The 18,398-nt window shown below is 58.0% G+C and carries 18 protein-coding genes; 11 read left to right on the top strand and 7 right to left on the bottom strand.

The features are described 5' to 3' along the window. Positions 1-91: 91 nt before the first annotated feature. A complete protein-coding gene (locus RE418_RS22710) occupies positions 92-424 on the bottom strand; it encodes a hypothetical protein (protein ID WP_025302211.1) in 333 nt (110 codons plus the stop codon). A 665-nt stretch (positions 425-1,089) separates the two neighbouring features. Here RE418_RS22710 and RE418_RS22705 point away from each other — a divergent pair. The 9 genes from RE418_RS22705 (at position 1,090) to RE418_RS22665 (ending at position 9,463) form a co-directional block, all read left to right on the top strand. Further along, entirely contained in the window at positions 1,090-1,611 is a 522-nt protein-coding gene (locus RE418_RS22705) for a fimbrial protein (RefSeq protein WP_025302212.1), read from the top strand. Positions 1,612-1,689: 78 nt separating this feature from the next. After that, entirely contained in the window at positions 1,690-2,226 is a 537-nt protein-coding gene (locus RE418_RS22700; protein WP_025302213.1) for a fimbrial protein, read from the top strand. 47 nt (positions 2,227-2,273) lie between these two features. Continuing rightward, positions 2,274-4,808: an outer membrane usher protein gene (locus tag RE418_RS22695; RefSeq protein ID WP_075201352.1), complete on the top strand. Its 2,535-nt coding sequence runs from the start codon at positions 2,274-2,276 to the stop codon at positions 4,806-4,808. Positions 4,809-4,889: 81 nt separating this feature from the next. Beyond that, entirely contained in the window at positions 4,890-5,654 is a 765-nt protein-coding gene (locus RE418_RS22690) for a fimbria/pilus periplasmic chaperone (protein ID WP_089180720.1), read from the top strand. Between the two features lie 71 nt (positions 5,655-5,725). Beyond that, complete coding sequence (locus tag RE418_RS22685) at positions 5,726-6,364, top strand: fimbrial protein (protein ID WP_053088499.1); 639 nt, start codon at positions 5,726-5,728, stop codon at positions 6,362-6,364. A gap of 50 nt (positions 6,365-6,414) precedes the next feature. Further along, a complete protein-coding gene (locus tag RE418_RS22680; protein ID WP_049205924.1) occupies positions 6,415-6,969 on the top strand; it encodes a fimbrial protein in 555 nt (184 codons plus the stop codon). A gap of 24 nt (positions 6,970-6,993) precedes the next feature. After that, the gene (locus RE418_RS22675) at positions 6,994-7,416 is read left to right on the top strand and encodes a hypothetical protein (RefSeq protein ID WP_089180721.1); all 423 of its coding nucleotides are present in this window, start codon (positions 6,994-6,996) and stop codon (positions 7,414-7,416) included. Then, positions 7,413-8,801, top strand: coding sequence for an FKBP-type peptidyl-prolyl cis-trans isomerase N-terminal domain-containing protein (locus tag RE418_RS22670; protein ID WP_089180722.1), 1,389 nt, complete (start codon positions 7,413-7,415; stop codon positions 8,799-8,801). Before RE418_RS22675 ends, RE418_RS22670 begins: the two co-directional genes overlap by 4 nt. Then, on the top strand, positions 8,798-9,463 hold the full coding sequence (locus RE418_RS22665) for a helix-turn-helix transcriptional regulator (RefSeq protein WP_049295312.1): 666 nt from the start codon (positions 8,798-8,800) through the stop codon (positions 9,461-9,463). The genes RE418_RS22670 and RE418_RS22665 overlap by 4 nt, the downstream gene beginning before the upstream one ends. 54 nt (positions 9,464-9,517) lie before the next feature. Here RE418_RS22665 and RE418_RS22660 read toward each other — a convergent pair whose 3' ends face one another. From RE418_RS22660 to deoC, 4 genes are all read right to left on the bottom strand, one after another. Continuing rightward, positions 9,518-10,885, bottom strand: a complete 1,368-nt coding sequence (locus tag RE418_RS22660; RefSeq protein ID WP_089180723.1) for an L-serine ammonia-lyase — start codon at positions 10,883-10,885, stop codon at positions 9,518-9,520. 93 nt (positions 10,886-10,978) lie between these two features. Further along, positions 10,979-12,277: an HAAAP family serine/threonine permease gene (locus RE418_RS22655; protein WP_004938697.1), complete on the bottom strand. Its 1,299-nt coding sequence runs from the start codon at positions 12,275-12,277 to the stop codon at positions 10,979-10,981. Positions 12,278-13,256: 979 nt separating this feature from the next. Beyond that, a complete protein-coding gene (gene deoR / locus RE418_RS22650) occupies positions 13,257-14,021 on the bottom strand; it encodes a DNA-binding transcriptional repressor DeoR (RefSeq protein WP_025302222.1) in 765 nt (254 codons plus the stop codon). 152 nt (positions 14,022-14,173) lie between these two features. After that, positions 14,174-14,854: a deoxyribose-phosphate aldolase gene (gene deoC / locus RE418_RS22645; RefSeq protein ID WP_025302223.1), complete on the bottom strand. Its 681-nt coding sequence runs from the start codon at positions 14,852-14,854 to the stop codon at positions 14,174-14,176. A gap of 213 nt (positions 14,855-15,067) precedes the next feature. On the opposite strand from deoC, the gene RE418_RS22640 reads away from it, so the two are divergent. Then, positions 15,068-15,901: a hypothetical protein gene (locus RE418_RS22640; protein WP_089180724.1), complete on the top strand. Its 834-nt coding sequence runs from the start codon at positions 15,068-15,070 to the stop codon at positions 15,899-15,901. A gap of 36 nt (positions 15,902-15,937) precedes the next feature. On the opposite strand, the gene ybjG is transcribed toward RE418_RS22640, so the two are convergent. Both ybjG and RE418_RS22630 read right to left on the bottom strand, forming a co-directional pair. After that, positions 15,938-16,543, bottom strand: coding sequence for an undecaprenyl-diphosphate phosphatase (ybjG, locus tag RE418_RS22635; protein WP_399675584.1), 606 nt, complete (start codon positions 16,541-16,543; stop codon positions 15,938-15,940). 5 nt (positions 16,544-16,548) lie between these two features. Continuing rightward, complete coding sequence (locus RE418_RS22630; RefSeq protein WP_049205939.1) at positions 16,549-17,283, bottom strand: phosphatase PAP2 family protein; 735 nt, start codon at positions 17,281-17,283, stop codon at positions 16,549-16,551. Positions 17,284-17,574: 291 nt separating this feature from the next. On the opposite strand from RE418_RS22630, the gene eco reads away from it, so the two are divergent. Continuing rightward, positions 17,575-18,087 (top strand): serine protease inhibitor ecotin, encoded by a 513-nt coding sequence (eco, locus tag RE418_RS22625; protein ID WP_033642514.1) that lies wholly within the window; start codon positions 17,575-17,577, stop codon positions 18,085-18,087. The last annotated feature ends 311 nt before the right edge of the window (positions 18,088-18,398 follow it).

Here is an 18,398-nt window from a genome sequence, read left to right as displayed (position 1 = left end):
TGTTTTTCTCACGATAATATCCCGATATATATAAATGGTGTGCGGCGTTACTCCGCAATGAAATATTGCCAATCAGGCCGGCTGGCCCTATTTATTCCGTTAAAGGAGAGTGAGATGCATCTTTGTTGGGTATGCCGTTGTTATCACCACCGTCCAGCAACGCGGTGGGATACCACCTCAACGAGTTGTTGATGGAGCCGTCCGTCACAATCACTTCTTGTCGGGCGACAAGATCCAATAACAGCCGTCGAGCCCGGTAAACACCGACGTTGACGGCATTGGCCAGTTGCCGCGTCGAGAGCCACTGCTGCTGTGGCGGCGGCCCGGCGACGGGACATTGACGGGGCGATTGCGCGAATAATGTTTGCAGCAGATCGTGCTGCAATTGCCGTATTTCCTTTTGTTTCGGAGATAACGCTTCCATAGCACTTCCTCTGTATTCCGATTGCCGTATTCCTAAGAAAAAACAAACATTCGCCGCCTACCAACAACGAGGTAAAACGCGAACAAAGAAAATTCCTATCTATTTATCAGGATTGAAAAAAAAGGCGTTGCCCGCCCCGTTTTTACCTATGTTCAGGCAGGGGTGGCGTCACGCAGAAACCTAAAATTTTGGTTTATTATATTCACAAAGCGCCACTTTGCGATCTGATTACTTGTGAATCTCGCAAAAACAGGATATTGCTCTATAAAAGTATTTTTTACGATCTATGAGCCTAAAAATAACAGTAAATTAACTTCAATTAGGAAATAAATTGCGAATGTTCGCCTTGATCAAAAAAAGCCTTTTTTTGCTGAGAGGCATTTGCCAGAATATTCATCGCCGAACAAGAAGGGCGGATTAGAAAGTATTGGCCCCTGCTCGTTGTGATTTCGTTTATTTTTATAGGGCGAATTCATTAATGGGCGGGCCGCTGCAGACTTGCCGTTATCGACTTTTTTATTGTCGGTGCCTTTGGGGTTTGGCAGTTAACCAACTAGCAAGATGCTAAAGAATTAGGGCTGCGCACATATAAGCGCGAGCAGGTTTTCTGTGGCTCTTTTTCTTGATTGGAATATGCATTTTTTCTTATAAGGAATATAGGTTCTATGAAACTTAACAAAATCATGATGGCTGCAGTGATTGCATTTGGCGCAAGTTCTTTTGCACAGGCAGCCGATCAGGGACACGGTAAGGTCACCTTCACGGGCTCTATTATTGATGCGCCATGCTCTATTGCGCCTGAGTCGATCGATCAGACCGTAGATCTGGGCCAGGTGTCCAACGTGGCGTTGAAAAACGGCGGCAAATCCAACCCGCGTCCGTTTGAAATCAAGCTGGAGCAGTGCGACATCACCACCCTGAAAACCGTTAAAACCACCTTTAGCGGCGTAGCATCGTCTACCGATAAGGATCTGCTGGGCATCGCGGGCACCGCCAGCGGCGCCGGCGTAGCTATCTCTTACAACGGCCAGCCGATCAAACTGGGTGAAGCGACTACCGCGCAGACTCTGAACACCGGCAACAACACCCTGCATTTCGCCGCCTACCTGCAGGGCGAAGGCGCTTCCGCCGCCATCGTTCCGGGCGACTTCACCGCCGTAGCCGATTTCACCCTGGCTTATCAGTAAGTGAGTCCGAAGGCTTAATCAACCAGGCATGGGGCTCGCCACATGCCTGGTGAATCTCCCTGTCAAAGGAATGTCGCGATGTTTTTACCAAGGAATCGAGCGGGTGCCGTTCTTTTGGCGTCGTTGGCGTTTGCGCCCGGCTATGCAACTTCCGCCGCGCAGGGGTGGGGCAAAGTCAACATGCACGGCGCCATTATCGACACCGCCTGCGCCATTGCCGCCGGCAGCCGCGATCAGACGATCGATATGGACACTCTTCCTCTCGGGCAGATCATTCGTGACGGCCAGGGGATGACCAAACCTTTCAGTATTGAATTGGTCAACTGCATTTTGGAACGGCCGGAAAACAAACCTGATTGGAAATTCTTTCAGGTCACGTTTGATGGTTATGCGGAAGGCGCTCTGTTTGGCGTACAGGGCGAGGCGCGCGGCGTCGCATTGAAGATAAAAGACAGCAACGGCACGCCGGTTATTCCAGGGAAACCCTTACCGATGGAAGGAATAATACCGGGAAATAGAGTGCTGAATTATTCCATGACGTTGATGCCGAATCATCAGCCGTTGAAGGCGGGAGCGTATTTTTCCACAGTGCGTTTTAAGCTGGATTATTTTTGATTTTTTCTCGTACTGACGGTTAATTCGTTATTGAAAGGACTTTTATTATGCTTTCACCGGCAGGGAAGTTATTTCGTCTTCAAGCTTTGGGGCTCTGTGTTGCCCTTTCTCTGGGAAATCCGATCGCGTTGGTCTATGCCGCCGACGTTATTCAATTCAATACTGACGTATTAGACATCAACGATCGTAAAAATATCGATCTGAGCCAATTTACGCGCAGCGGCTACATCATGCCGGGCGTTTATACCATGGTGGTGCACGTCAATAAGAACGACCTGCCGGAACAGCCGGTGACGTTTTTGGCACCTGAGAACGATCCTAAAGGCAGCGAAGCCTGTCTTTCGCCGGAATTGGTCAACCAACTGGGGCTGAAAGAAAAACTGTTAAGCACGCTGAACTGGACGCACGGCGGCCGTTGCCTTGACGCCTCGAGTCTGGCGGGGATGGAAGCCCGCGGCGATCTTGCCAGCTCCTCGTTGTATCTCAACATTCCTCAGGCCTATCTGGAATACAGCTCGGAAAACTGGGACCCGCCTTCGCGCTGGGATGACGGTATTCCTGGGCTGCTGTTTGACTATAACGTTAACGCCCAAACGCAAAAACACCAGAAAGGCGGCAGCAGTTACAGCCTGAGCGGCAACGGCACCGGCGGCGCCAACCTGGGCGCCTGGCGTCTGCGCGCCGACTGGCAGGCCAACCTCAACCATCAGACCGGTTCTTCTCAGCCTACCGATAAACAGTTCGACTGGAGCCGCTATTACGCCTACCGGGCGATCCCGGCGCTGCGTTCGCGGTTGACGATGGGTGAGGATTACCTGAACTCCGACATTTTCGACAGTCTGCGCTTTACCGGTGTCAGTCTGCGATCCGACGACAGCATGTTGCCGCCCAACCTGCGCGGCTATGCGCCGGAAGTGACCGGCGTGGCGAAAACCAACGCTAAGGTGGTGGTCAGCCAGCAGGGACGCGTGCTGTATGAAACGCAGGTGGCGGCGGGGCCGTTCCGCATTCAGGACATCAATGACGCCGTTTCCGGCGAGCTGGACGTGCGCGTCGAAGAGCAGGACGGCAGCGTGCAGGAGTTCAAGATGAACACCGCCAACATCCCTTATCTGACGCGCCCGGGTACGGTGCGTTACAAGCTGGCGACGGGCAAACCGTCGGAGTGGGGGCACCATCTGCGCGGGCCGATGTTTGGCACCGGCGAGTTCTCCTGGGGGATCAGCAACGGCTGGTCGTTGTACGGTGGGGGCATCGCCGGCGGCGATTATAACGCGCTGTCGCTGGGGATCGGGCGCGATCTGATGGCGCTGGGGGCGCTGTCGTTCGATGCCACGCAGTCGCGTGCGCGTTTGCCGCAGGATGGCACGCTGACCGGCGGTTCGTACCGGCTGAGCTATTCGAAGAACTTCGATGAATACGACAGCCAGGTCACCTTTGCCGGTTACCGCTTCTCCCAGGAAGATTTTATGAGCATGGGGGACTACCTCGATGCGCGTTACGAAGGGGGACGCAGCGGCAAGAGCAAGGAGATGTACACCATCACCTTCAACAAACAGTTCCGCGATCTGGGGCTCAGCACCTATCTCAACTACAGCCACCAAACCTACTGGGATCGGGCGCCGAACGATCGTTACAACCTGATGGTATCGCGCTACTTCGATATCGGCGATTTCAAGAACGTCAGCGTTTCGCTGTCGGCCTATCGCAACCGTTACAACGAGCGCAACGACGACGGGATGTACCTGTCGCTGTCGCTGCCCTGGGGCAGCGCCGGGACGCTCAGTTACAACATGACGCTCGATCGCGAAGAGAACGCCCATCGGGTCGGGTACTACAACCGGGTTGATGAACACAACAACTATCAGATCAGCGCAGGCGCCGCGCGCAGTGGGGCGACGGCCAGCGGGTATTACAGCCATCAGGGCGATATGGCGCAGATCAATGCCAACGCCAGCTACCAGGCCGGCCGGTACAGCGCCGTCGGCATCGGCGCGCAGGGCGGCCTGACGATGGCGGCGGAAGGAGCGGTGCTGCACCGCGTCAATACGCCGGGCGGCACGCGCTTGCTGCTCGATACCGAAGGCGTCGCCGGTGTACCGGTACGTGGCTATGGCAGTACGGTGCTGACCAACCGTTACGGCAAGGCGGTGGTGGCGGATGTGAACAGCTACTACCGCAATAAGGCCAGCATCGATCTCAACAGCCTAAGCGACAACGTCGAGGCGACGCGTTCGGTGGTGCAGGCCACGTTGACCGAGGGGGCTATCGGCTACCGCAAGTTTGAAGTGATTGCCGGCGAGAAGGCGATGGCGATCGTCAAGCTGGCGGACGGCAGCGAGCCGCCGTTCGGCGCCACGGTGCTGAATGCCCGTAAGCAGGAGACCGGCATCATCAATGACGGCGGCAGCGTTTACCTGTCCGGCCTCAACCCCGGCGAGCGCATGAGCGTGCACTGGAACGGCGCGGCGCAGTGTGAAATCCAGCTGCCGGCGCCGTTGCCGGCCGAAATGCTGATGAACACGTTGCTGCTGCCTTGCCGTCCTCTCACCGGTAACAAGCCGGCGGAGAACGCCAACTGACATACACCCGGCGGAGTGCGCTCCGCCGCTAAACCGCCGGGGCGGGCTCGCCCGCTTCCGGCCGACTGGAACCGTGAAGACATGATGAATCTGACTATGACCAGAAAGACCGTTTTCCTTGTGAGCCCGCTCGTCGCCGCGTTGGCGATCGGCGCGGTCAGCCTGCCCGCTCATGCGGCCATTGCGCTGGATCGCACGCGTGTGATTTTCGACGGCGACCTGAAAACGGTCAGTCTCAACATCAGTAACCAGAACAAACAGTTACCTTATCTGGCGCAGGGATGGATCGAAGACGATCGCGGCAACAAAATCCAAAACCCTTTTACCGTGCTGCCGCCGGTGCAGCGGGTGGAGCCGGGCAAACCGAGCCAGGTGAAGATCCAGTCGCTGCCGGCAGCACGTCAGCTGCCGCAGGACAGGGAGACGCTGTATTACTTCAATCTGCGCGAGATCCCGCCGCGCAGCAATAAGCCGAACACGCTGCAGATAGCGTTGCAGACGCGCATCAAAATGTTTTATCGCCCGGCGGCGCTCGCCCCGAAAAAGAACGCCGCACCGTGGCAGGAGCAGCTGACGCTGACCCGGCAGGGCGACAAGTACGTGGTGAACAACCCGACCCCTTATTACGTGACGATCGTTGAGGCGAGCGCCGGCAAGGGCGGGAAAGGGGCCGCCGGCTTTGAACCGTTGATGGTGGCGCCGAAGGCCAGCGCCCCGCTGAACGTCTCCGCCGCGAGCCTCGGTAGCGGCCCGTCGCTGGCGTACATCAACGATTACGGTGGTCGGCCGCAGTTGAACTTCCGCTGCGCCGGCAATGCCTGCCAGGTCGTACCGGTCGCCAAATGACGATCCGCGCGCAAGCAGGGAAGACAGAGTGAACACAGCGGAGTGAACGAATCATGCAACGAAAGATCCCCATGCTGTTGGGAAAGGCCTATGAACGTCATCAGCGACGCACTATCGGCCTGACGGTGTTGGCCGCGCTGATGGTACCGCTGACGGCAGGCACGATGCTGATGCTGATGCCGCCGGCCCGCGCGGTGGACAACTGGGACGTGGAGGGCGCGAATGGCACGCTCCACGTCTACGGCGCGTTAACGGAAAGCGCCTGCAGCCTGGAAATGACCACCGCTCGTCAGGAGGTTTGGCTGGGGGAGACCGGAACGGCGCACTTCCAGCGTCCGGGCGATCGCGGCACGCCGGTCGCCTTCGAGCTGACGCTGAAAGACTGTCTGCGGGCGCCGGCGAGCAATCGCGACGCCTGGACCGGGGTTCTGGCCTGGAGCGGCAGCCAGCCTGCGGTGTCCGTCGCGTTTTCCGCGCCGACGGATGACGACGCGCCGGGTCTGGTCAGGGTGGCCGGCGTCACCGGATTGGGGTTGCAGTTGGCGGATGCCAGCGGCCTGCCGGTCCGCCTCGGCGCGCGCAACAAACCGATCTTGCTGACGCCGGGGCAAAACACCCTGACGTATACGGTGACGCCGGTGCGCACCCCGGCGACGCTGAGCGCCGGCGCTTACCGCGCGGCGATCGATTTCCGTCTTTATTACGACTAATACGCCGCTTGCGCCTGGTAGGCGCAAGCATAACCAAAGGGAGTGGCGTCATGCGCGCGACAGAGACGAACCGGCGCCGAAGCGCGCTGCTGGGAGCCGGCATGGTCATGCTGGCCGGCATGATGGCGCAGCCGGCGGCTGCGGCGGAAAACATGCGCTTTCACGGTACGCTGGTGGCCGAGCCGTGTGTCATACAACCGGGGGATGAGGACATCCAACTGGATTTCGGCACCATCGTCGACAAATACCTGTACCTGAACACCCGCACCCACAGCCAAACCTTCGCGTTGCACCTGACTGAATGCGATCTCAGCCTGGGCAATACGGTGGCCATTACGTTTACCGGCACCGAGAACGCCAAACTGCCCGGCCTGTTGGCGCTGGATACCGGCAGCCTGGCCTCGGGGATCGGCATCGGGCTGGAGGACAGCACCGGCAAGGCGCTGCCGCTCAATCGCGCCAGCGATAAATTCCGCCTGAATGCCGGCAACACCACGCTCACGCTGCAGGCCTATGTGCAGGGGGAGCCGGAGGCCATCCAAACGAAGTCCATCGGCCGCGGCACCTTCAGCGCGGTGGCCACCTTTACGTTGGAATACGAATAAGCGTCTACAAGGACAAGAAACGCAATGATGATAAAGCCCCTCAATCGCGCCCTGCGCATGGGCCTGCTGTGCCTGTTGGCGTTTAGCGTCGCCGCCTGTCAAAACCAAAAGTCGGGCAAGCCCGCCGTGAACACCAAAAATCAGGCTGTGCAAGCTCCGTCAGAAGAGGCTTTGCGCAAGCAGCGTGAGGCCGAGCAGCTGCGGCAGTGCCAGCAGCAACTGGGTGCATTGCGCACGATCGACGAGAAACAGTATCAGCGCTACAAACAGGCCTTCGACAGCCTGATGAGCGGCGCTTCGCAGTACGCCAACCTGCGCGCCAGGGTAAACGGCGACACGCAGGAGACGGTGGATGCGCTGTATCGCTACAAGGTCAACTATCTGTGCGCCGGGGTGAATCAGGCGGTGTTGACCGGCTTGGCGGATCGCGGGGAGCAGGTTAAATGAGGCTGCGCCTGCTGGGCTGTGCGGCTCTGCTGTTCACCGGCGTCGCGCAGGCGGACGACGGCGTGCCGGCGCTGCTGCAGTTTGCCGAGCAGTATCAACGGCAGAACACCGCGCCGAAGAGCGAAAACGCGGCGCCCGCCGACCGCGAGGCGGGGCAAAAAAAGCGTGAGCCAGCAAAGCGTCCGCCGGACACCCACCAGCCTGCTTCATCGGCCAAAGCTTTTACGCTGAGCCAGGAATTATTGACGCGTGACCAACAGCTGGCGCGCCAGCGAATGGAACTGACGATGTTGCGCCAGGAACTTACTGCGCTGCGGGCGGAGAAAGCGGCGCCACCCGTCGCAGCGTTGCCGGACTCGTCGACGCTTCAACAGTGGATTGCCGGGCTGGGCGCTGCCTGGCGAGGTTCGCCCGACGCGCAGCGCGCCGAGGCGCTGTTGCGTCAGGCGACGCAGGAAACCGCCAAAAGCAGAACGACGGCGGCGCAGGCCGAACGGCGCGTCACCGAACTTGAGTCTGCCGCGCAGGCATCGGCACAGACGCTTGCACAACGCCAACGCGAGCACCAGGAGGCGTTGCACGCTCTGCGCGCCGTGTTGGAAGAAAGCGAGCAGAAGCGGGCCGGTGAGCAGAAGGCGACTCAGCAGGCGCGCGAAGACCTGCTGGCGTTGCGTAAGCGGCTGCAATGGGAGATGACGCCGGAGCAGTTGAAGGATGAACGCAAGCGGTTGTCCTATGCGGCGGGCAGTGCGCTGGGGCGGGATATTCAGGGGTTGATGGCGGAGCGTCAAAGCTGGGGCGTACCGGTGGACCGCGACAGCCTGTTGGCGGGCGTTATCGACAGCGTGGCGGGGCGTTTGCAGCTGCCGCCGGATGAACTGAATACGCTGACGGCGCAGGCGGATGCCGCCGCCGTGGCCGCGCGTGAGAAACGCGTTAACCAGCAGCGGCGGCGCGATGACGATTACCTGACGCAGTTCAGTCAACAAAAGGGCGTAAAGCAGTCGGCGATGGGCTTCTGGTATCGGGTGGATTACGCCGGGGAGGGCGCGCTGGCGCCAACGGCGGTGGTCGATGTCGTGGTGAAAGAGAAGCTGACCGACGGCACGGTGATCCAGGATATGGATCTGAGCGGCAAGGTGCTGTCGCAACCGCTGTCCGAATACCCGCCGCTGTTCCGGGAGGCGATAGGTCATCTGCACAACCACGGCTCGTTGACGATGGTCGTGCCGTCGGCGCTGGCCTACGGTGAAACCGGCTACCCGCCGAAGGTGCCGCCCAACGCCACCATGGTTTATGAATTGCGCATCGACAACAGCCAGGCGCCGGTGAAGGGCGTCCAGGCGGTTAAACGGGAAGCCGACACGGCGGGAGAACAGGGATGAACACGATGATAAAAATCGCGCTATTTGATGAGAATCGATACTTCAGCGCCGGTTGGCAAGAGGCCCTGGCGCTGCATTTCAGCACTTACGGCAAGCGCACGCTGTTAGTGGATGCGCGGCAGGTTCACGAAGCCGATTTGGTGTTCTGCTATTTTCCTCCCGGCGTGCAAAGCTGTTTTTGTCACCTCTCTGAGGCGCAGCCCGCGGGGCGTAAAACGCTGTATTTCTCGTTGCGAACGCCGGAGGGACGGCATAAACGCACCGTCGGTAACCGCTGCTCGCTGGAGGCTGGCGTCATCTACCACGATATGCCGTTGGTTTCGGCGCTGTATCAGGTGAGCGCCGAGCTGGAGCGGCGCAGCAAATGGCCGGGCAGACTGCGCTGTGGCAGGAGCTGCGTATGCCAACACCGGGGCCTGACGCTGCGCGAACAAGAGATCATGCGCTGCATGACGCGGGAGATGGGAGTCACGCAAATCGCCCGGATGCTGGACATTAGCGTGAAGACGGTCAGCAATCACAAGATGAGCGTCATGCGCAAAATGGGATTCCGGCGTAATGCCGAACTTTACGGCTGGCTGCGGCACAGCGCTCGTCCCGGGGCTGTGGGGCTTCGCGCGGGTATTCAGCCCGGCGTTGCGGCAGGAAAGGATCGCTATTGAAACGGCGCCGGCCAAGTCACACCGGCTGGCGCCTTAAGTACCTCGCCGTGGCGATCAGTTGCAGGCCACGATCTTGATCGCCAGCCCGCCCTGTGAGGTTTCGCGGTATTTGACGTTCATGTCTTTGCCGGTCTCGTACATGGTTTCGATCACCTTATCCAGACAAACCCGCGGTTCGCTGGTCCGGCGCATCGCCATGCGTGCGGCGTTGACCGCCTTAACGGCGGAAATGGCGTTGCGTTCGATGCAGGGCACCTGAACCTGGCCGGCGAGCGGATCGCAGGTCAGCCCCAAATGGTGCTCCATGGCGATCTCCGCCGCGATGCACACCTGCGCCGGGCTGCCGCCGAGCAGCTCGGTCAACCCGGCCGCCGCCATCGAACAGGCCACGCCCACTTCCCCCTGGCAACCCACTTCGGCGCCGGAGATCGAGGCGTTCATCTTGTACAACGCGCCAATCACGCCGGACGCCAGGAAGTAGCGTGTGTAGGAGTTGGCGTTCACCGGGCGGATGAACTTGTCGTAGTAGGCCAGTACCGCAGGGATAATGCCACACGCGCCGTTGGTCGGCGCGGTGACCACGCGGCCACCGGCGGCGTTCTCTTCGTTGACCGCCAGCGCGAACATGTTGATCCAATCGACCACGTTCATCGGATCGATATTGTTCTTGTCGCCGGTCACCAGAATGCGTCGCAGCGCGGCGGCGCGGCGCGGCACTTTCATCGGGCCAGGCAGCAGGCCTTCGGTGTTGATGCCGCGCTCGATACCGGCGCTCATCACCTGCCAGACGTCGGCGAAATGCGCGTCGATGTCCGCTTTGCTGCGCAGCGCCAGCTCGTTCTGCATCACCAGGCCGGACAACGACAGCCCGGTGTCTTTGCAATGCTGCTGCAGATCGTGCGCCGATTTGAACGGGTAGGGCACCGGCGTGGCGCCCTCGGCAGACTGGCCGAAGTGTTCTTCGTCGACGATGAAACCGCCGCCGATCGAGTAATAGGTTTTGCTGTGCAGCAGGCGTTCACCGGCGAAGGCACGGATGCGCATGCCGTTTTCGTGCAGAGGCAGGTTGTCGCTGTGGAAGTTCATGCCGCCGTGCAGCGGAAAATCCACCTCGTGGTGGCCGTTGGCCAGCGGCAGGCGGCCGCGCTGTTCCACGTCGCGGATAAAGCCCGGAATGCTGTCGATGTCCACGTCGTGCGGCAGGTTGCCGGCCAGGCCCATGATGATGGCGATGTCGGTGTGGTGGCCTTTACCGGTCAACGACAGCGAACCGTAGACGTCGACCACCACGCGGGTGGTGTCCTGCAACTGCTGGTGGGCGATCAGATCGTCGACGAACTGTTTGCCGGCCTTCATCGGGCCAACGGTGTGGGAACTGGATGGGCCGATGCCAATTTTGAAAATATCGAAAACGCTGACCATGGTCTCGCCTCCTTCTTCAGGTTTCAGGCGGTGAATACGGGAAATGGGGGAGTGCGGGAGGGCCGGCGCGCAAGCGGCGCCGGCCGGGCGTGATTAGCCGAGCAGGCTGAACACGATAGCAGAGATGGCGATCAGACCCATCACAACCACGAACACGTTGCTGATGTGGCCGCTGTACTTGCGCATGGCAGGCACTTTACGAATGGCGTACATCGGCATCAGGAACAGCAGCATGGCGATGATTGGGCCACCCAGGGTTTCAATCATGCCCAGGATGCTTGGGTTCAGGGTGGCGACGATCCAGGTGGTCACCAGCATGAAGATAGCGGTCATGCGGTTCAACTTGGCGGTGCTGACGGTTTTGCCACGGCTCTTCATCGATTTGGCAACCAGACCGTTGAAACCTTCACGAGCGCCGAGGTAGTGGCCCAGGAACGATTTGGTAATGGCGACGAAGGCGATAACCGGCGCGATGTACTCGATCATCGGGTTGTTAAAGTGGTTAGCCAGGTAAGACAGAATCGAGATGTTCTGCGCCTTGGCTTCCGCCAGGTTTTCCGGCGTCAGGCTCAGCACGCAGCTGAACACGAAGAACATCACGGTCAGCACCATCATGATGTGTGCATAAGCCAGAATGCGGGAGCATTTCTTCTCGGCATCTGCGCCGTACTCTTCGCGTTTGGCGACGGCGAAAGCGGAGATGATCGGCGAGTGGTTAAAGGAGAACACCATTACCGGGATTGCCAGCCACAGGGTCATGATCAGGCCGTGGCCCATGCCGGTACCGCTGCCGGACAGCGACACGTTTTCGAAGATGGCGCCGGTCCAGTTAGGGATCAGGTATACCGCCAGCAGCATCAGCACCGCCACGAACGGGAAGACCAGAATGCTCATGGTTTTCACGATGGCCTGCTCACCGAAGCGCACGATGGTCATTAGGCCGACGATCAGGATCAGCGACAGAATGGCGCGCGGCGGCGACGTCATGCCCAACTGGTGGGTAATGAAGCTGTCGACGGTGTTGGTGATCGCCACGCTGTAAACCAACAGAATCGGGTAGATGGCGAAGAAGTACAGCAGGGTAATCAGTTTACCGGCGGTGATGCCGAAATGCTCTTCCACTACAGCGGTGATGTCTTCACCGGGATTTTTGCCGGACAGCACGAAACGGCACAGGCCGCGGTGGGCAAAGAAGGTCATCGGGAAAGCGATGATGGCCATGATGATCAGAGGAATCAAACCGCCGATGCCGGCGTTGATGGGCAAGAACAGGACGCCTGCGCCGATGGCGGTGCCGTACAGGCCCAACATCCACATGGTATCCGTTTTACGCCAGGTACTGCTGGAGCCCGAGGCCGCAGAGGCAATTGTGCCGGTCTGTGTAGTGTCCATAAATATCTCCGAAGTGAACACGAATTTAAAATTAAAAGGCAAAACTTAAGGTTAAACCGTCAAACGTCCTATTCAGGCAACGCTTGCGGTAAGAATCAGGTGTTGCTTGCGGGGATGTTTTGGCGTCCCCCTGGTTGTTTATTGTGTTCATTACCAAGGCACAGCGCCGGGTAATTCACTAAAGACTTTCCACCGTCACGGGTGATAAAAGTCGTTACCGCTGCCGACAGGTCATTGCCTGTCGATTTTTGTTGGCGGCAAGATAACGATTTACAGTAGAAACAACCGTGATCCTGCTCTCAAATGCGTAATATGTGTAGTTATCTGCTTTTTTATCGATTTTTCGCGCATTTGTTGCACATTTGTGTAAGATTTTGTGCTGAGAACGCTCTCATAAAATTTTCTGCGATTATGCGGCTTGTACAATAATTAGCCGGATAAAGCGCTGTGCTCAGCAGCAAGCCGAGCAATATATTTTATGCGTGGTTTTGGATCTAGCGAAAAACCCGGATTAAGCAGTTTTAGTGATGTGGATCACATTATGTTTTTAAGGTAAATTGAATTTATCTTTTTGTTTTTAATGATTTTTATTTAAAATTCACCGCTAGTAACGAAGGGAAATTACTTACGTGGTTAGCGGATAAAAATGCGTAACCATTCATCATATAAATAACAGATAGCTAACAGGTATTGGTGAGATTTGCTGCAATCGCGTAAACCGCCGTTTATTTAAACTTCCTGGCCTTTGGTACGATTTATCATATAAAAGCCATAAATAGCCGTTAATTCACCCAGCCGACCGCGTGTTTAGCCTGCGAAAAAATAATCACGCGGGTGAGCTGTTGCATTTTATTAACCTGATGTTGCGTGCGGATAAGCGAAAAACGCGAATTGATTGCGCATTATTTGTTCATTTTTGGGTGAGGAAAGAGGGATATCGAAACGGTGCGCCGTCGGTTATGACGGCGCTGAAGGCGGATTAATAGCGGATAGCGATGGCGTTGTCGTTGAAGAATGCCAGGAAGTCGGCGGCCGGTTGGCGGTCGGTGATCACCCGATCGAATTGTGTCAGGGGGCCGATGCAGGCCGGTTTGGTTTTGCCGAATTTGCTGTGGTCTGCCACCAGGATCTTTTGCTGCGCCATCGCCATCGCGCGATGCTTCATCTCCAGTTCGTCGAAGTTGAAGCAGGTGGCGCCGTGCTGCAGACTGAGGCCGGCGGCGGAGATAAAGGCGATATTCGGGCAGATATGATCGAGCTCGTTACGGCCGCTGACGCTGGAAAAGATGTAGTTGTTCGGCTTGAACTCACCGCCGCACAGGACCACTTTGCAGTTCGGTTTGTCCTGCAGCGCCAGGAAGGTGTTCAGCGAATGGCACACGGCGGTGAAGGTCAGTTCGTCGGCGATGGCGTCGATGATCGCCGGGGTGGTGGTGCCACAGTCAAAAAACACCGTGTCGTTTTCATTGATCAGCGGCGCTGCCAGCAGGCCGATGCGCCGTTTCTCCGTGACCTGTTTGGCTTTTTGATCGGAAACGAAGTAGTTGGTCACGCCGTTGCTGCGCGGATCGGTCACCACGTAGCCGCCGAGCAGCACCACCGCCGCCGGCTCGGCGCTCAGATCGCGGCGAATGGTCATCTCCGAGACCCCTAGCAGCGCGGCGGCTTCTTTCAGGTGGATCTTGTCAGCGCGTTTTAACGCCTGAACTAACCGGTTGATACGTTCTTCGCGCCGCGTTTCCATAGATCCGTCTTCCCACAGGTAGTAGAGGTAAAGGGGCGTGCCGGCATTTCCGGCGCTAAACACAACAATGCGGGGCAATATCGGGCCGCATCAGCCGCCCGTATTGTCCCGCATCGGAGTGTATGGCCATGCCCGTCAGCGCAAGCCGACGATCAGTAGCTGCCCGCCGCCGGCTGGGCGCCGGATACGATGGCGACGCCGGAGCTGGTGCCGATGCGCGTGGCGCCGGCTTTGATCATCTTCTCGGCGGTGGCGCGATCGCGCACGGCGCCGGAAGCTTTCACGCCCATTTCGCTGCCCACAGTCTCACGCATCAGTTTGACGTGCTCTTCCCGAGCGCCGCCGGTGCTGAAGCCGGTGGAGGTTTTCACGAAGGCGACATCGAGTTCGCGACACATTTCACAAACCTGGACGATCTGCGCATCGCTGAGCAGGCAGGTTTCCAATATTACCTTCAACGGGATCGCCGCGCAAACCTCGCGCACGGCGGCGATATCGGCTTTCACTTCGTCCAGCAGGCCGCTTTTCAACCAGCCGACGTTGATCACCATATCGATCTCTTGCGCCCCGGCGGCGATCGCCGCTTTGGCTTCAAAGGCCTTGGCGACGGTCAGGCCGGCACCCAGCGGGAAACCGATCACCGAGCAGACTTTCACGGTGCTTTCTTGCAGCAGCTGGGCCGCCAGCGGCACGTAGCCGGAGTTGACGCATACCGCATAGAAGTTGTGCTGCTGTGCTTCTTCGCACAGTTTGGCGATCTGCATTTCGGTGGCGTCCATGGCCAGCAGGGTGTGGTCGACATAGCTGGCGTAATCGATGTTTTCGGTGGTCATCGCGGTTCCTTAGTGAGGTTAAGACAGTAAACGGAGTGAGGAATGTGAAAATAATAACATTCCGATGCCGATAAACCTAGTGCTGTTTAAAAAATGTCGATCCGATCGTCGCTATAATGCTGTTATAGGTATAGCTTAAAGGCGTTTCATTTGTTATTTAAATAACATTTTGTGGCTCGCGGCCTGCGCGGGCGAAACGTCGAGGGAAAAAAGATGAAGATCAACATCGATCTGGCTCCTGAAGCTTTCGGGGCGCATCGGCAGGAACTGTTCCGCAATGCGGATTTTGCGGTGAGCGCGCATCGCTGCGCAGAACGTGGGCCGATGTTAACGCTGGCGAACTGCCGTGGCGCGCTGACGGTTTTACCGTATCAGGGCCTCGCGATCTGGGACGCTGAGTTTGACGGTTACTCGCTGAAGTCGGGCCGCCGCAGCGTGCGGGGCGCCGGCAGAAAGCGCGCTGACGACGCTGCGTTCTATCCCGCCTGGCCGCATCAGGACGGTGAGCCGCTGCAGATGCAACGCGTGTGGATCCAGCTGGCGGGCGATGAGCTGACGTTGCACGGCGAGGGGGAGCGGGCGGGCGGGCGTTGGCGCATCGGCCCGGCGCTGCGTCTGGCGGCCCAGAGCGCGCAATTCGCCATAGAGATGAAGGTCACCAATCAGGCCGAGCGGCCGCAGCCGCTGCGCTATGTTTGCGGCCTCAACTATGACTGCATTCCTGATGCGGTATTCCGCCAGAACCTGCCGACGCCGGCTTTGTTAGGGGATACGATCGGGCAGGAACTGTTGTGCTCCGACGATCTGACGCGCTACGTGGATCAGGCCGAATTCTTTATGCTGGCGCCGCAGGGCCGGCGTTATGTGACGCGTTTTGCCACCGAACAATTCAACTATGGTTTCCGGCGCATCGCTGTCCAGGGCAACAGGCAGTTGCTTTCCTTTATCCAGCCGGCAAACTGCCGCCCGAATGCGCCAGAGGGTGAGGGAGTGATGCTGGGAGCGGGAAAAACGCGGACGTTCTGTGTGACTACTGGCGTGGTGTGAAAGCAGGGGCGGTAACGCCCCTGTCATGTTGTGCGGTTACTCTTTCACCCAGCCGCGTCGAATGGCGAAGGCAAACAGGAAGCGATACAGGCGCGACAGCTTGTCGGCGAGGATATCGCCGAACAGATTCCATACCAGCTGCGCGAACAGGCAGCCGACCAGGCCGAGCAGGAAACCGCCAACCATATCCAGCGGCCAGTGCACGCCGAGGTACACGCGTGACCAGGCGATGCCGGCGGCGACAATCATCAGCAGCGCGCCGGACCAGACCCGGTGCCAGAACAGGAATGCCAGCGCAAAGGTAAAGATGGCGGTGCCGTGATCGCTGGGGAACGAGCTGTCCGGCGCGTGCGCCAGGAAGGTATAACCCACGCCGGCGACGAACGGACGCTCATGCGGCAGCAGCGCGCCGATAGCGGAGGCGGCAAGCATGGCGAACAACAGCGCGATCGTGGTTTTCGCCACCACTTCGCGCTGTGAAACCAGCTGGCTTTGCGGCCCCCACAGCCACAGGCCGACGATCAGCAGCGGCACGATAATGATAAGATCGCGCGCCAAAAAGGTGGCGAAATCGATCATCCATTCGGGAGACGCCGGGGTCGCATTGATCCAGGCGAAAAGAACATGGTTTAGCTGCTCCATAACCGTTACCTCATCTTGCGGCGCCAATAGCCGCTAATCATCCAATAAATAGCCAACTGGCTTAACCAAACCCACCAACCCGCCCACAGGTTATGGGTAAGAAAATGTGCGCCACGCATGATCTGACCAAAGCCCATCACCATGCCGAGCGCAATGCCGCCGCACCAGCACCACCAGGCCAGGCGCGGACGCTGCGGATAAAACAGGAAAAACAACGCCATCACCGCGAAACCGCTCGAGGCGTGCCCGCCGGGGAAACAGCGACCGGGGCCCGGCAGCGCCGGTACCGTGCCGAATAGCGGGAAGGACATCGCCTTGCCGCCGTACTCAATCAGATCCCACGGACAGGAGTGCGCGCTGGTGGCTTTGAGAATGCCCACCACCAGCGGGCCGATACCAATCAGCAGCATGGTTACGATCAGGCGCGCGCTGCGGCGATAGAGGCCCCAAAACAGTGTCAGCACCGCCCCTACGATCACTATCTGCTTCAACAGGCGGTGATTGATCAGATCCAGCCAATAATTGTTTTGCCACGGGAAATGCCCGCTGGCGGCATCGTACCAATAATTGCTGATCGCCCAGTCCAGCTGTTCGTTACGGGAGAGCCATAGAAACACCAAACCGCTGATCAGCAGGCCAAAAACTTGCCAACGGTAAAAGGATGCCGACAGGGAGTAAAGGGCGGTTGTCTTAATTTGCGGTGTCGTTGAGGATTGATTTAATGACGATTCTGGATTCACGCGCAGGCTCAGTGACAGGATTGAATGACGTTACTGTAATAATTCTGTCTTAAGAAAACCTTAGTCCGCCGGTAAGAAAACCCTATCTGATACACTTGCTTGTACGAAGGTAATCGCTGGTTTTTCTCGTCTTAACCCGAGGGTGCGCTGGCTAATTGCTCCAGTTAACGGTTTATATTAGGCGATTGTCACTATTGATTGCCTATTGTAAAGAAGATTAAACCTGTGGCGAGCTTAGCGGTAGTGTATTAGTTTATAGACGGATTATTTGACAAAATGTAGGGATAAAACATGAACAAGGCATCCGTTGTATTTTCCGGCCTGCTGATGGCCGTTTCCGCCGGCGCTATGGCGGCGACCTCTGGCGATGACGCGGACATGAGCAAACAGCCGCTGGAAAAAGTCGCGCCTTACCCGAAAGCCGAGAAGGGTATGAATCGCCAGGTGATCTACCTGCCGAAGCAAGAGCACGAAGAGAACTACAAGGTAGAGCTGCTGATCGGCAAGACGCTGGAAGTGGACTGCAACCGCCATATGATTGGTGGCACGTTGGAGACCAAAACCCTGTCCGGCTGGGGTTACGACTACCTGGTGCTGGAGAAGCTGTCTGAACCGGCCTCGACCATGATGGCCTGCCCGGACAACACCAAGACCAAGAAATTCATCGCCGCTAACCTGGGCGACGCCGCGATGCAGCGCTACAACAGCCGCCTGCCGATCGTGGTGTATGCGCCGAAAGACGCGGAAGTGAAATATCGCATCTGGAAAGCCGAAGATACCGTAAGTCAGGCTGAGCAGAAATAACCGCCGCCTGACGCCGCTCCGCTGGCCATTCCCGGTTGGCGGAGCCTTTCTCCTTCCTGTCTCCTTATCATTCCCGCATCTTTGACACTCGACTGATTGCTTTCGGACGTGGCTTTTAGCCGCAACATGGCAACGAAATACGCTCTTCACATGGCACAGGAAGCACGCAGCTGCATGGATGGGAGAGGATGCGCGCGTATAGAAATAGAGCAAAGAAATCTTTACTGAATTGTGATAATTTTGCCCATACCCTATTTAGGCGTGACACAGAAGATAAGGATATCCAATGCGTTATCGTTCGCTAACGCTCG

The sequence above is a fragment of the Serratia sp. szju genome, assembly GCF_044594185.1.
Classification (GTDB): domain Bacteria; phylum Pseudomonadota; class Gammaproteobacteria; order Enterobacterales; family Enterobacteriaceae; genus Serratia; species Serratia bockelmannii.
Note: the sequence above shows the minus strand (reverse complement) of the source record. Positions and strands in the feature narration are given on the sequence as shown.